At 47.3% G+C, this 15,222-nt stretch carries 13 protein-coding genes; 1 reads left to right on the forward strand and 12 read right to left on the reverse strand.

Features of this window, described 5'->3' with window-relative positions:
• Positions 1-128 precede the first annotated feature (128 nt).
• The 6 genes from P404_RS0105920 to P404_RS0105945 form a co-directional block, all read right to left on the reverse strand.
• Entirely contained in the window at positions 129-1,370 is a 1,242-nt protein-coding gene (locus tag P404_RS0105920) for a S8 family peptidase (RefSeq protein WP_026830254.1), read from the reverse strand.
• Entirely contained in the window at positions 1,331-1,711 is a 381-nt protein-coding gene (locus tag P404_RS0105925; protein WP_026830255.1) for a hypothetical protein, read from the reverse strand. Before P404_RS0105925 ends, P404_RS0105920 begins: the two co-directional genes overlap by 40 nt.
• Before the next feature lie 151 nt (positions 1,712-1,862).
• Complete coding sequence (locus P404_RS0105930; protein ID WP_026830256.1) at positions 1,863-4,544, reverse strand: glycoside hydrolase family 70 protein; 2,682 nt, start codon at positions 4,542-4,544, stop codon at positions 1,863-1,865.
• Positions 4,545-4,754: 210 nt separating this feature from the next.
• Complete coding sequence (locus P404_RS0105935) at positions 4,755-8,054, reverse strand: hypothetical protein (RefSeq protein ID WP_026830257.1); 3,300 nt, start codon at positions 8,052-8,054, stop codon at positions 4,755-4,757.
• Between the two features lie 538 nt (positions 8,055-8,592).
• A complete protein-coding gene (locus tag P404_RS0105940; protein ID WP_014971372.1) occupies positions 8,593-9,006 on the reverse strand; it encodes a hypothetical protein in 414 nt (137 codons plus the stop codon).
• 66 nt (positions 9,007-9,072) lie between these two features.
• Positions 9,073-10,314 (reverse strand): UDP-glucose dehydrogenase family protein, encoded by a 1,242-nt coding sequence (locus P404_RS0105945; RefSeq protein WP_026830258.1) that lies wholly within the window; start codon positions 10,312-10,314, stop codon positions 9,073-9,075.
• Between the two features lie 110 nt (positions 10,315-10,424).
• Here P404_RS0105945 and P404_RS0105950 point away from each other — a divergent pair, with 110 nt between their 5' ends.
• Positions 10,425-10,670: a hypothetical protein gene (locus P404_RS0105950; protein ID WP_236624340.1), complete on the forward strand. Its 246-nt coding sequence runs from the start codon at positions 10,425-10,427 to the stop codon at positions 10,668-10,670.
• 66 nt (positions 10,671-10,736) lie between these two features.
• On the opposite strand, the gene P404_RS0105955 is transcribed toward P404_RS0105950, so the two are convergent.
• The 6 genes from P404_RS0105955 to P404_RS0105985 form a co-directional block, all read right to left on the reverse strand.
• Positions 10,737-11,582, reverse strand: coding sequence for a pirin family protein (locus P404_RS0105955; RefSeq protein ID WP_026830260.1), 846 nt, complete (start codon positions 11,580-11,582; stop codon positions 10,737-10,739).
• A gap of 139 nt (positions 11,583-11,721) precedes the next feature.
• On the reverse strand, positions 11,722-12,153 hold the full coding sequence (locus P404_RS0105960; protein WP_012371518.1) for a helix-turn-helix domain-containing protein: 432 nt from the start codon (positions 12,151-12,153) through the stop codon (positions 11,722-11,724).
• A gap of 119 nt (positions 12,154-12,272) precedes the next feature.
• Complete coding sequence (locus tag P404_RS0105965) at positions 12,273-13,769, reverse strand: SdrD B-like domain-containing protein (protein ID WP_026830261.1); 1,497 nt, start codon at positions 13,767-13,769, stop codon at positions 12,273-12,275.
• A 169-nt stretch (positions 13,770-13,938) separates the two neighbouring features.
• Complete coding sequence (locus P404_RS17390; protein WP_014971378.1) at positions 13,939-14,361, reverse strand: hypothetical protein; 423 nt, start codon at positions 14,359-14,361, stop codon at positions 13,939-13,941.
• Between the two features lie 7 nt (positions 14,362-14,368).
• Entirely contained in the window at positions 14,369-14,791 is a 423-nt protein-coding gene (gene fabZ / locus P404_RS0105980) for a 3-hydroxyacyl-ACP dehydratase FabZ (RefSeq protein ID WP_014971379.1), read from the reverse strand.
• Positions 14,792-14,818: 27 nt separating this feature from the next.
• Positions 14,819-15,115 carry a DNA-directed RNA polymerase subunit beta gene (locus P404_RS0105985; RefSeq protein WP_014971380.1) on the reverse strand — a complete coding sequence of 99 codons (297 nt, stop codon included), beginning with the start codon at positions 15,113-15,115 and terminating at the stop codon, positions 14,819-14,821.
• Positions 15,116-15,222: the final 107 nt, after the last annotated feature.

The raw sequence follows: 15,222 nt of genomic DNA on the forward strand, positions 1-15,222 counted from the left end.
GCATCCAGTATAATGGAAATTTTTACGATAAACACCTAATTTTTGATTTTTCATCAGAATTTTTTCCGGAAATTTAAAATAAATCGTAAAAAAAAGCGAATCCTTTGAAAGAACGGATTCGCCTTGCTTCATTTAATGTAACTGGCTGCTTTGTCGGCATTAAGACGACCCGATCCATATGTCGTATCGTACCCTTTTGAGCCAAGATCCTTCGCTGATTTCTTGAGGATACTTTCGACGTCCGCCGCTTTGATCGTCGGTTTCAGACTGTACAAGACACTCGCGACTGCCGCGACATGCGGTGCTGCCATCGAGGTCCCGCTCGCAAAGGCGAGTTCTCCGTCTGCGAGATAACTTGGAATCGAAACACCCGGTGCGACCAGATCGAGTCCCGTCCCATAGTTCGAGAATGAGGCACGTTTATCCGTCCTCCCTGTCGCACCGACCGATAGGACATATTTTGAACGCGCCGGGTATGACAATGCCTTTTTCGCCTCGTTACCAGAAGCAGCGACGACTAAGACATTTTTGCTTTTCGCATAAGCGAGTGCCGATTCGACCGATTTAGATGACGCGTAACCACCAAGACTCAGGTTGATGACCTTCGCGCCTTTTTTGACCGCATGATTGATGCCGCTGACAAGATCCGACGTGTAACCGGCTCCGCTTTCGTCCAAGATTTTAATCGGAATGATCGAAGCTTTGGCACTGATTCCTGTCATTCCGTACGTATTGTCACTACCGGCGGCGATGATACCTGCGACATGCGAACCATGTCCATTATCATCCCAAGCCGTCTTCGAACGATTGACGAAATCGTATCCGAGATCCATCCGGACCTTGCCAGCGAAATCGGCATAACTCGGGTTGACGCCTGAATCAATGACAGCGACGAGCGTCGTCGACTGTTTCTTTTTCGCAATCCGTTTTTGCATCGCCGTGAAACCGATGTCCGCTCCTTTGAGCCCTTTTTTCTGTCCTGTGTTCACGAGTGACCACTGATGGTGCTTGAACGCATCGGCGCCAAACGCTTGAACCGGCGTATCGTATTCGACGTACGCCGTCGCACTTGATTGCTCAAGTTTCTGTTTCGCCTGGTTCGCTTCCGCGGCCGATCGATACGTCAATTTTTCGAGTCGTAATTCAGGTGCTAATGACTGAACCGACTTGGCACCGACACTACTTGCACGCATCTTACCGGGTTTTGTTTTGACGATCAGTGCCGTGCTCGCCTTCGTTGTGACAGACGAACCTTTCGTCAAATCAACCGGTTCGTACCTTGAGACACTGAACGGGACGGAATAAGTATCCCCCGGATAACCTTCCAAGATTAAGTACTGACGCCCTTTCCAGCTGAGCGGGAAGTACATCGTCTCATCATTGCGTTGGAAGTACCGGTTGTAGACACGGCCGGCATCGGCGTCTGCTTACTCGTGAAGACCGTTCCGTAAATATCCCAGTCGAGCTTAAACTCAAGATGTGTCCCGTCTGCGACAAAGTCGGCCGAATCCATATACCAGACGTCAAACCCATCTTCGTCAAATCGTCCTTTCATCGGTGCTCCGACGTAACTACCATGGAATGTCGGTACTTCTTTTGCTTGATTGATCTGCGTGCTGCTAACCGTTTTTTGTTTGTCCGTCGCTTCTCCGTTTAAACCAAATCCTATAAGTAAGCTAACCGTTAGGCTACCTGTGATAATTTTTTTCATTTCTGCACTCCTTCAATCGTCTTAGGTCTATACACCTATAATATACCTTTTATTTATGGGATAATGTGGAATATTTAAAAGTATTTACCTAATTCGTTCAATTGACTGGAATCCAAAAAAAACCATCACCTCGAGGGTGATGATTTGATGATTATTTGACGCTGACTTTGAAGGTCTTGATGACCTTGTAGTTTCCGACCGTCGTATACGTGACGCGAATCGAAGTTGTTCCTTTATTCACTGCTTTGACTTGACCTTTTGACGAGACAGTCGCGACTTTTTTGTTAAGAGATGCGTAGCTGACGGATTTGATTTTATCTGTCGCTGCCGAATAACTAATCGTCGTCACTTGACCTTTTTTCAATGTTTTTCCTGTTGCTTTGAGCGTAACGCTATTGACTTTCGTCTCGATCGGCAATGTCGTCGTCAAGACGAAACCATCTTTTAGTGTCACAGTCGCTGTGACCGTTGTCTTACCAGCTGCTTTACCAACGAGACGTCCCGTTGTATCAACTGTCGCTTTTGACGCATCTGCCACTTGGTAACGGATCGACGAAACAGCAGATGAGCTATTTGCGACTTTCGTTTTCAGGTTGATACCTTTTCCTTGGTAGACACTTGCTTTTTCAATCGTTGCTGTTGGTGCTTTTGTCGTTTGCGGAACGAAGACACCGAGGTATCCATTCACTTCTGCTGTTCTCATGCCTTTGACCGGAACCGTCAAGATCCCGTTTTTATCTGTGACGAGTTTCATCTTACTGACACCACTTGCATCGACGAAGACTTGATTCGTATGCTGTTTCCCCATATCCACTTTGATCGTCGTGTTGAGTGTCGATTTTTTACCGATGACCGTCGCAACACCCGTATTCCGGTCTTTACCGAGACGGACGCTTGAAATCAAGTGATCTCCAGCAACTTTTGACGTGTTCGCTGCGTGCGACACGACTTTTTGTGCGCCGTATGCATATTGTTTCCGGACTTTCAGTAAGTTCGCGATTTCATCATAATACGGCGTTTGTTTCGTCATATATGAAGCATCCGTTTGATACATGTCACCATAATAGACGGTTGGGACTGTGTCTTTGTTGGTCAGCAAGTATGCATATTGTGCGACGACGTTATCGACCGAATATTTTTTCTTCGTGCTTGCGAGTTCAGCATTGTAGATGTTAAGTGCTTTTTTCTCAGTGTCTTTATCGTACATTTTTTCGAACGATTTCGGCTCTTCGCCTGCTGCGTACTGGACGCCTGTTTTGATACCGTAGAGATCAAGCATGATTTGGTTGACGCGGTTTTTCTCTTGGTCATGGTTATTGACGAATGACCAGTTGGCGGACACATCCGTCGATCCTGTTCCTGCCCGGTTGACGGTTGAACCACTTGCGATGGCACTTAACGGACGTTTTGACATTTCGTTTCCGAGTGCATTCCGCATCGTAAAGTAGAGCGGTGAATCCATGATGAGCTGTTCATCATTGTTTGCCTTCATATATGTTTTTTGCTCTGACTTGTAGCTTTCGATGTAGCTCAAATGCTCTTTTTTACCGAAGTGCTCTTTTGCGACTTCTGCTTCCGCCTTCAAAATCGCCGTATCATAGTGGGACGCCGCATCGATCCGGAAGCCGTCGAACTTGTACGTCTCAAGCATCCATTTCATCCAGTTCTTTTGCTCTTTAATGACTTCTGCGTTCGAGTTGGCCAAGTCTACTCCAAGCAGGAACTCGTCATTATTCGTCATCGTCTTGTTGTAGGCTTGAAGTGGTGAGCCTGCTTCATCGACGAACAGGAACTGATCTTCGATGTCGATGCCTGAGTTGTCATTCTGATACGAACGTTCTTCCGATCCGTATCCGTAGACAGCTTGTGTCTTCATGTAGTCTTCCGTCAACTTGGCAATCGTTGCATTGTCAGCTGACGCAAGGAGTGCTTCTTTTGTCGCAAAACCATTTTCTTTCATATAAGCGAGGTAGCCTGGATCTTTTGCATACTGCGACAACATCGGTTTCCAGTTTTGTGGTGATACTTCATACCAGCCATCTGCCGCAAGATATGTATCGACGACATTCAAACTTTGTGTTTTAGACGCTTCAACCAACCATTCCGGAAGATAGTTTTTTTCGTTGTTTGGTCCAAAGTAACGGTATGGTTTACCGGCTTTGTCCGTCATGACACGCCCTGTACCTTGACCTTGCAATGACGTTCCGTTTAAGAAGGTTTTGTTCCACTCTTTGAGGTAACCGTATTTCGCTTGCCCCATTCCGCCACCTTTTGTATAGGCGAGGTATGGTGTCGCGAGCGTTTTCGTTGTTTGTCCACCTGTATACGGATTTGCGAACGGCTCACCTGAGCTTGTCGCACGACGGACAAAGACCGCTTCGCGCTGGTTCAAACCAAGCATTTGGTTCGGTACTAAATCCATTTGAACTTTGATGTTGTCGTCATGTAACATATCGACCATCATCTCGAGGTGACTGGCTTTTCCGTATTTCGTTGCCGTCGTTCCACCTGGACCTTGCGGGAACTCACCAAAATCATAACGATCGGCAATTGCGTATCCTTCCATATAACGTGCCATGTCAAACGAACGGTAAGCTGGTGGCATCCAAACGTCCGTCACACCCCATGAGTTCAATAAGTCACCTTTTTTTGCGAGCGTCCGGTACATGTTGCTGTCATACGGTTGGTACAGACTGAAACTTTGGAAGATGACATGGTTGTCCAGCTTTTCACCTGATGTATAGGCTGCTGCTTGCTTCGGTGCTACACCGAAGCTACTTGTTGCTACGAGAGTAGCGAGTAATCCGACTGATACTTTTTTCGTGTTCTTCATCGATATAATCTCCCTTTTTTATGTATGTATTTGATTGTTTTTCCCTTTAACTACTAAACGACATCACATAATTTACCATTAATCCATTATGCCCATCATCTGTATTTTAATAAAACAAGTCAATAGATTTCGCAAAATGCAATCGATTGCACTAATCACCACAAAAAAAACACCTTTCATCCATTTCTGGACGAAAGGTGTTTGCATGGATTAGTTTAATCCAAGAAGAACTGCTTTTTCATAACCGCCAGTCAAGACAGAGTTGTCATACGACTGAAGATCTTTGTTGACGACGATGACGTTCGACAACGTTTTGAGTGTACCAGCCGGGACTTTGATTTTGACGATATCCAGTCCGTTCGATACGTTGTTGTCCGAGTCAGCAAGCGAGATGCTTGTTCCGACCGGAAGTGCTTTTCCGTTCAGGACATAGTTCGCTGTGCTTGTCGCATCGTACATACCAGAGTATTGAACACCCTCTGTGAACTTGACGCGGATGACATCTTTTTCGTCTTTTTCGTTCGCTGAAACCTTAACGATTTCAAACGGTGTCAAGACCGGTTTCACTGGTGTTTTCATGAGTTTGAAGTCATGTGTCGCTGTTGCGACCGTGTTACCGACATCATCAGAAAGTGATTTGACGACGACTTTCCACTCTTCGCCGTATCCTTCCAAGTCGACAAGGCGTTGGAGACTTTCGTTCGCCTTCACTTGGAAGTTCATGTCTGTCGTATCTGTATACTTGACGACTGAACCATCGATCGTAACGATTTTTCCATCTTTGTTTTTACCGATGAATTCAACCGTTGTTTTTGGTGGATAGACGACACCGTCTGAATTGATGAGTGGCGTGTTGTACTGATCCAAGTCACGGATTTTAACCGGTTCGCTCATCATGACGACGAAGTCATTCGTCATCGTCACGCGGTCGATCGTGTTGATCTCAGCACTCTTCAGATCTGGTGTGTTGAGTGGTGAACCAGCATAGTTGAGGTCGAGTACTAACGCGTCGTTCTTCTCACCGTTCGCTTCGGCCTGGATCGCACCTTTTTCGAGTGTGATACGGAACTTATCGTTGTAGTAGTTTTCTTTCGTGTTGATCGTATCGTAGAGGTCCGTCCAGTCACGTTTCAACTCGATGACGGCTTCGCCCGTCAGTTTGTCGTAAGAAGTGACATCGACATACTCACTGAAATCTTCGTATTTCTTCGTGTTCGAGTTGTAACGCTCAAATTTCATTTCATCGCCAAGCAGATCTTCGATGTCTGCTTTTTTGAGGTTTTTGCTGAACATCACACGGAATTGTTCAGGTGACTCAACGACGACACCGGCAGTCGGTTTGACTGTATCTGCCGCAACCGTGAAGTCGAGGTTTTGTGTCGTTCCGATGTTACTTTCATCCGAAAGTGCAGCGAAGTCCATTGTATCCCAGACTTGAAGTGAGTGTTTACCTGCAGCGAAGTAGCCTTCTTTGACGCCTGGATAGTCGTCATCCAACATGATGCGGACTGTATCGCGGCGATCGACACCTGTTTTGTTGTCAAATCCGTAATGGAGGACTGTGAAGTACTTCTCACCGTACTGTCCATCGATTTTGAATTTCGCAGAGTCGACAGCTTCAGAGAACTTGACCTCGAGTTGGTTCAGACCAACTGCTTTGACCGACGTTACTTCTGCCGGACGAGCATCTGTCAATTTGAAGCTAGCTTTTGATTTGACTTCTGTATCCGTACTGCTCGTGATTTTCGCTGTCAATTTGACGACTGCGTTGTCTTGGAGTGGTGTTTCTTTGTCCAAGATCAATTCGAACGCTTTCGGGTTTGAAGGAATCGCTTTGACCCCGATGACACGCTTCATACCATCAAACTGCTCGATTTGGATGTTGTCGTTTGCCAAGTAATCTTCTTCATGAAGACCTTGCATGACTTTATCGAGTCCGAATGATTTGAGTAAGAGTTCACGCGAAACGGCTTTATCAAGGAACACCGTCACACGATCGGCTTGATTCGATTCCGCTGCAAGGACGTTGATCATCTCGATCGGAGCCGGAGTCACAGCGATTGTGCTGAATTTGACTTTCGTCTCTCCAGAAATTTTACCGATGAGGTTTTTGTAATCGCCTGCTGCCGTCTCGATGATTTCTGCTCTGATCATCGCTTCGAGATCCGTGTTGCTGAACTCTGAAGTAAGGAGGACCGTTGCTTTACCATCTTGGATCGTCACACGATCTTTCGCGAGCGCTCCGAATGATGTCGATAATTTAAGAACGATGTCGTCTGCATTCTGATCGACTTCACCAGTTGCTTTGTCCTTGAGCAAGAACGTCACTTCTGTGTTGTCAGCACCGTTTGCGACGATTGTCGACGCTTTTGGTGAGACTTCAAGCATCCAGAGGTTTTCGACGCCTTGTGTCATGAAGCTCATTGAACCAAGATCACGTGCGACGCCGCCGATCAAGATACCTTTCGCTTCCACTGTGTAGTCTTTGTCGTAGTCAAGACCAGACACGTCGAGGAGTGCTGATTTTTTGTCCGGGCTGAGGTTAACAGCTGTAACTGTTCCGCCGGCGATTTTGAAGTTGTCGACTGAAACGCTATCAACCGCGCGTGAGAACGACACTTCGACTTTTTTGTTGCCGATGGATTTTGCAGACGTCAACATCGTGTTTGCGATCGTGAAGTCCATTGCTGGTGATTTCACATCGCCGACTTTCACGACATAGCTGTGTGTGCCTTCAGGGATTCCTGCTTGCGAAGCCATGAATTTCCCGTTTGAGAGCGTTCCTTTCGCGACGATCGGTGCTTTCGACATATCTTTACCCGGGTAGATCAAGAGGTCAGCCATCGCGCCTGATGCTGCGTACATGACGTCTGCTTTAACAGAAAGTGTCTGATCATCGACGCTTCCCATGACATTCGTGATGTCAGCTGCTTTGACTTCATAGTTGATCGAACCTGTCACGACAGAGTTCGCACCTTTATAGGAGTAAGCAATTTTATATTTACCGGCTTTTGATGTGTCCGGTGTTTTGATATTGAATTTGCTGATCGGGCGTTTGACGACGATGCCTGATTTGTAACGAATGCTGATCGTGCTTGGAAGAACAATTTTTCCTCCGACTGCAACTGGTTCGAGGACTGGTTCGAGGACATCAACTGGATAGTTCTGAAGTTCTACTTTGAGGATTGCTTTTTTCGAAGTTCCGGCAACTGTACCGTAAAGCACTTGGTACTTGTTGATGTACTTCTGTTCAAACTTAACGGACCCGCTCCACTTGACTGAACGCATTTCGTACTTGCCGTTTGTCAGCTTGACTTTGACCTTTGTCGGCAACATCAATTTCTTGACGGCATACTTCGAACCACCCGCATGTTTCATCAAGATTGGTGCGATGTATTTAACAGAGACCTTTGAAGCCGCGTCAGCAGCAACCGGTGCGACGACAGATGCAGTGACTGCGAGAGCAGCTGCAGCAGCGTACAATTTGTTTGATTTTTTCGTGTAAGCCATGTTTACAATTCCTCCTCTTATCTTTCAAAACTAAATGCGACAATCCCAACCAGATGACCTACACTTAAAGTAAAATATTTGAAAATATTTACTTTAAACCATTCAACATTTGTTCTGTTTTCTTCGGAGGAATACGTTCTGTTTCACACGCCGATCCATCGCCTAGCTCAGTAGACGATCGTCAGTGATCCATTATGTATCCAGTTTGGGATGAACAGAAAAATGTTGTCGAACGCCTTATTTATAAGGACATTCCGTATGTGGTAGGTTCGTACCAAGTCTCACTTGTAAGTAAGTGAAGCACTTAGCTACAGGTCAAATATACAAAACTCAGAAACTAACGACAATAGGTTTTTTGTAAAAAATAGGGGAATAGTAGTAACTAGTAAAATATATTTACAGGTTGTATATGGAAATTAAAAATCTAACCATCCCTTTTTAAGAAAACGCTTACAAATATATAGAATTTCATGCAAGTCAATATTTTTGTGAAATAAAATAAAACCACACACTTTATCCCAAGTGGTGGTTTTCTACATCAAGATACACTTTGATTGGCTTGTTCGACGGCTTCCAAAAACGGTTCACGTTGAAACCGATGATCGGCGTCAGATGTTAGTTCGATCATGTTTTCCAAACGACGCAACTGGATCGGCAGACCACGTCCAATCCATTCGAGTTGCTGGTGCAATTGTCGTCTTGCGTGATCGATCGTATGTCGTTCTGCTGCTACGAATTGCCGTAAGTACTGTAAGACGTAGCCGAGTCCGAATTCAATCGGAATCCGTAATTCAGCTCCCTTGTCTTTAATCCGGATCACTCCCGCCCCGTAATGAATCGCCCGTTCCCACTCTTCACTAATCCGTTGGTACCAGTTTCCGTTCGTCAGGCAATGCGTTTCAAGTGCGCCTTTTGGACCGCTTGGCATGACAGTAAAGTAATCGATTTTCATACGTCCGTCTCCTTTTCTGTATAAAAAATAGGATGAATCCACGGTGGACTCATCCTATTTGACAGTTCAAGAGGTTGGATTGTTCGAAAATGTTTTGTTCGGACGACCGATTCCTTCATATTGGACGTTCCCCGGTTCTTCGACGAATGCCCAACAGTTTCGACCGTCAATCAGACGTGCTGTTTTCATGTTATCCGTAAGTCGTCGTGGAGTGACATGCTTAATTTCATCCCACTCGGTCATGATGACTGCAATCTCAGCACCTGTAACCGCTTCTTCAATCGTGTCTTTTTGATCAAGCAACGTCTTGGCTGCCGGGTCGTATCCTGTAACGATGACGCCCATTTTAGTCAGACGCTCCGCTAAACGTAACGCCGGAGCATCACGTAAGTCATCCGTTCCCGGCTTAAAGGCAAGACCCAGTAACGCGACACGAAGCCCTCGTTTAGGAGCGATTTTTTGTAAAACGTATTCCAGTTGCGCCTCATTCGTCCGGTCTGCTGCTTCAATCACATGCAGATGCTCACCGTGCTGTTGCGCCAGTGTCGTCAACGCCGCGATGTCCTTCGGAAAACAAGAGCCTCCATAACCAGCACCCGCTTTTAAAAAGGCAGGACCAATTCGTGGATCGAGACCAATCCCATGCGCTACGTCCTCGACGTCTGCTCCGACGATATCTGCAAGTCGCGCAATCTCATTGATGAAACTGATTTTGACGGCCAAAAAACTATTTGCCGCATATTTCGTCAGCTCGGCCGTCGTCGGATCGACATGCACGATCGGCGCATTGGTCTTGAATAACTCCGTCAAATCACTTGCTAACTGTTGATCGTGTGTCCCGATGATGACACGATGCGGGTTTCGCATGTCGCGAATCGCTGTACCTTCTCGTAAGAACTCTGGAACCATCGCAAAACGTAACGATGGATAGGCCATCTGTAACTTCTCCGTCGTTCCCGGTGGTATCGTCGACTTCATGACGACAGCAGCATGCGGCTGAATCGAATGGATTAACTTAACCACCGCTTCGACTGCCGATAAATCACAACTCCCATCAGCCCGTTCCGGTGTCCCGACGGCTACCAGGTACAGGTCAGACACCGGATACTCCGTCGTGAAGGTCAGACGACTTTGATTTTGTTGTAACGCCCCTTCGATTCCTTCTTCGGTGATCGGAGCCACCCCGTTCGACAGTTGCTCCATCCGTTCTTTATTTAAATCGACACAAACCACATCATGTTTCGCATCGGCTAGTCCAATCGCGGTCACAAGACCCACGTACCCTGTTCCAATTACTGTTACTTGCATCTCATCACGTCCTTCGTCAGTTTCCCTGTCTTCACTATACGGGAGCGAAAGCGATTTGTGCATCGAAAAAGCTTTTCGAATACGCTATACTGGATACGGGAATGGGAGGAATGCTCGTGGCGATTATCATCTTTTGCCTCGTATGTCTCTTCGCATATCGTATCCGCAAGCTTCCTGAAGCGATTCGGACGATCTTACTCATCCTCGGGTTACTCAGTGGATGGTTCGCGCTGTTTGAGATCATCAGTTATCTAGAAGCCAATCCTTACCTGGCTGCCATCCCGATTACACTTGGACTTGGCTACTGGTATTGGCGTCGTAAAAAAAAACGGACGACCGATTCTACCTCTCCTTGAGGTCGAGCGGTGTCCGCACATCAATCAAACAAGACTAGTGCCGCATGCGGGACTGGTCTTTTTTTGTCATAAGACGGCTGGTGGTCCAAATTTCCCGTCATGGTAATCCCGGTACGCCTGACGAATCTCGTCTTCCGTGTTCATAACGAACGGGCCGTAGGCAATCGTCTCTTCCCGGATCGGTTGACCGGAGTAAATCAGCACTTTTGTCCGGCTGACAGCGGTCAATTCGAGTTCACTATTTTCTGCCTGTTCGTCAAACGTCAATGTCGCGGCCATCGTCTTCGCGAGTCGCGTCTGGCTTGATCCGACTTCGAGTTCTCCCGCTAAGACATACAAAAAAGCATTATGGTTCGCCGGTAAGACATGACGATACGTTGCTCCCGGAGCCAATGAAACCTCACTCATCGTAATTGGAACCAAGCTGTCGAGTGGTCCCGTCACGCCGGCAATCTCCCCGGCATAAACCCTGACCTGTCCCCCGTCGAACGCAACGACCGGTGCCTCTTCCAGCAGGACGTTTTGATACGACGTCGTCGTCTCCTTCAAACGTTTCGGCAGATTGAGCCAGAGTTGGAGCGTATGGATCAAGTCGTCGTCGACCGCTTCTTCCGCATGCCGCGCCGCCCAACCGGCATTCATGTACTGGACGTCTCCGGCGTCTAAAATCGAATGTCCGCCATGATTATCGATATGTTCGAGCCGGCCATCGATGACATAGGTAATCGTCTGAAAACCTCGGTGGGGATGATCGGAAAACGTCCCGCGTTTGAACCAATCTTCCGCCATCAGGATGAACGGATCAAACTCATCTTTCCGGTCCGGTGACAGGACCCAGCCTTGCTGCACATGGGGATACCCATTTTGTTGATAGGTCACTTGCCAGTGGTTCTTGATATCACGTTTGAACATCTCTTTATCTCCTCTACTTATCATATTTTTATTGTCGCACAGCCGCGTCCTTAAGCCGTACTCGTTTGCTTATACCAGGGTTTCAACCTACAAAAAAACGACCCCGGTTAGTTGACCGGAATCGTTCCACTATTTTGAATCAGAGGCGTGATGCTTTTTGTTCGAGGACAGCAATCTTCTCTTCGATTTCAAGCAGCTTCAGTTCGTGTTCGAGTTCGAGGCGACGTTTTTTCCGTTTCAGCTGGCTCAGTTCTTCTGCGACCGATTCCGGTGAAGCTTCCGGACGTGGCGGTGCCGATTGATCCATCGATTGACGGAGCGGGTCAAACAGGTTCGACTTGGCAAACTTCGCCGCTTCCGGGCCAAACAGGTCGTTGATGATCGGCAGGACCTTGTTCATCGCGTTGCCCGGAATTTGTGACTTCTCATCGACCAGACGTTTGAGTGCTAATTCGTCGACCAAATAGCCTTTACCATCCTGCTCGGCGTGCAACTCTCCCGTACGGATCCAACGGCGGACCGTCTCTTCTGATACGCGTAACAATTCACTGATCTGTTTTGTCGTTAACATCGTTATCCCTCTTTCCGATTCATTTGATACCTTTACTATACACACGTGTGTGCGTGTGTGTCAATCGATACACACATCAAAAATCCCTCCGAACCATTACGGTCCAGAGGGCTTTTGTCTTATCCAGCACGTCGTAACAACAACCACAGTCCAACGACTGCAAGACCTGCTCCTGTTGCTGCATATGGGAATGGTTCATCTTCCCCCGCTTGCGGGAGACGTTCGTTTGACGTCGTGTTCGTTGCTTTTTGATCGGCCACACTCGTCTCCGGTGCTGCGACCGTCTTGACGGACGTTTGGGTCGGTTTTGGTTTCGGTTCGACGATTGGTTTCGCCTTGGCGATTTCTGCGACGAGGAAATATCCCATCGTATCTTCCGTTAGTGTGACCGAATCCGTCGTTGCTTTGCGTTTAAACAGTTTGAGGAATTCATCGTATTCCGGGAATTCTTCTTCCTCTTCACCGGCCATCCCGACGGCTAATGCTTTCACATTTGCCTTCGTCAATCCCAAGTCAAGTGAATCCATCAAATCGTCCAGTGACACATGGTGCATCGCTTCGACCGTGTACCCGGCCGCCACTTCCGTTTTAATCGTATACGTTCCTGGTGTCATCTCGATCATCAAAGCATCGTCTTTTCCGATTTTCTCCGTATAGACGTCTTTTCCGGTGATGGCATCCGTCACTGTGTACGTCGCAGGAATCGTCTGCTCCGAATAACCCGGAATCTTGTCTTCATTCGCGTCTAAGAAGTTCGTGACAAGCAAGAGATTCGCAAAGTCCATTTCTTCCTCATCTTGACCGTACAGACCGGCATCGATCTGAACGATGTCACCTGCTTTGAGTTTGACGCGTGCCAGGTCTTCATCATCCAGGTCGGAATCAATCGTTGGATCCGTCCCTTGATGCTTAGGGGACGTGTAGTAGTAGCCGATATCCATGCCATACACTTCGACGTAATACGTGCCTGGCTTGATATCCGTAAACGTATACAAACCGTCTTTCGTATAGACTTCTTCGACCACGTCGTATTCTTTGTTCAAGAGATAGACCGGCACGTCATTGATCCGTGTCTCTTTTTCCTGACGGATGCCGTCCTCGTTCTCATCGTACCAGATGATTCCGTTGATCGTCCCTGTCGTTGCGACCGGTTGCTCCGTCTCCGGCTTCGGTTCTTCCTTCACTGGTTCTTCTTTGACGGGCTCCTCTTTGACGGGCTCCTCTGCAGGAGGATCTTCCTTGATCGGCTCTTCTGCAGGTGGTTCTGCCGTCACCGGTTCCTCTAGAGTCGGTTCTTCTTTGACTTCACGGCCAAACTCAATCAAGACCGTTTTTGTTTGATCCTCCGAGATGATTTTGACGATTGGTGCCGTCTCTGCCGTGAACGTGACCGTTGGTGTTTTCGTCATATCAATCGCTTGTCCTGTCAGACCGTCCGCGAAGACAAGTTCCGTTTCCGACTCGAGATTGACGACACCTTCTCCTGTAAAGGTCAGTGTATACGGATTCGTCCCCGTTCCTTTGACGTCCCATGTTGATGCCGTCTCTGCCTGTGCAGGTGTGATGACACCAAAGACGAGCAAACAAGCGAGTATGTACATTCCGATTTTTCGCATGATGTTTGTTTTCGCTCCATTCCTTAAATATGTGCTACCTAAATTTTAAACAAAGCAGGCAAAATAAACCAGTATATTTTAAAAAAATAACAAGATTTCAATCCGTTCAGACAAAAAAAGAAGCATACGATAACCGGGGAACACATGGCTATCGTATGCTTCTTTTGGTTCAGCGAACGACTTCGAGCGGGATTTCAATCCCACGTCCTGCACCTGCATCAATGATGAGTACCGGTAAACGGTTTTCATCAAAGACTTGCTCTTCAATCGTCGTATCCGACGTATAGGTTCTGACTTCACCCATTTTTTTCGCTTCGAATGAAACAAATGGGAACGGAATCGACTGATTGGCGACATCCAGACGAATGTCGACTTGTTGGTCGTCGAGTCGGATATCGTTTGCCGTCCGGATCGTCAGGCGCATCCGATCGTTTTCCGTCGTCGAGATCTGAGCTGAGATGTTTTCTGTTTGTCCGGCGCGTTTGACAGGATCGATGATGACCGTCGGGGAAGCGGTCTCCACCTTGTCCGCACGCTGACAACCAGGAATGACAAGCAACGAAATCGCCAATGGAATCAGCCAGCGCTTCATCACATGTTCACTTAATCGCGAAAGTCAGTTCAGCAGTACAGGCGACTTCCCCATCGACTGTTGCTGTAGCACGCCCTTTACCAATTGGTCCACGCAGTTTCGTCAGTTCGACTTCCAGTTTGAGCTGATCGCCGGGGACGACTTGACGCTTGAAACGACAATTCTCAATTCCGGCAAAAAAAGCCAGTTTGCCTTGATTCTGCTCCATCTTGAGGACAGCAAAGGCACCGACTTGTGCCAAGGCTTCGACGATCAAGACACCCGGCATGACATTGTAATCCGGGAAATGACCATTGAAGAATTCTTCGTTTGCCGTGACATTTTTGATGCCGACGGCCCGTTTTCCTTCTTCGACTTCTAAAATCCGGTCGACGAGTAAAAACGGATAACGGTGCGGAATCACTTCCTTGATTTGTTCAATCGTATACATATCACACAGCTCCAATCACTGGTTAGTTTAAGATTTCGTCCAAAAATCGGTGATGCGGGTCCATGTGTCGAGCTTGAGGACATCCATCGCTTCGCCACCACCAAGTGTCGCATATCCAACCATCGCACCGATGACTAACGCAAGGACGACAAGAAGAAGAATGATCAACAAACGCGCAATGATCGGAACGCGGCGTGAGGAATACTCGCGTATTTTTTTACGCTGCTTTGGTTCCTGCTCTTGTTGTTGCTCGTTCTTTATCTGTTGATTACGTTTCAGACGTTCACGGGTCGGCTGGTCCGTTCCTGCTTGATTTTGTACCATCTTGATCACCTTTCATTGGTTCAGTCTAAAGAACAGTATAGCATATTAGTACCTGGTATTAAACAGTTGCAGTTTAGCTACAAATCGGTTCTTTTTTCAAGTGTAAC

The sequence above is a fragment of the Exiguobacterium antarcticum DSM 14480 genome (assembly GCF_000685865.1).
GTDB lineage: Bacteria > Bacillota > Bacilli > Exiguobacteriales > Exiguobacteriaceae > Exiguobacterium_A > Exiguobacterium_A antarcticum.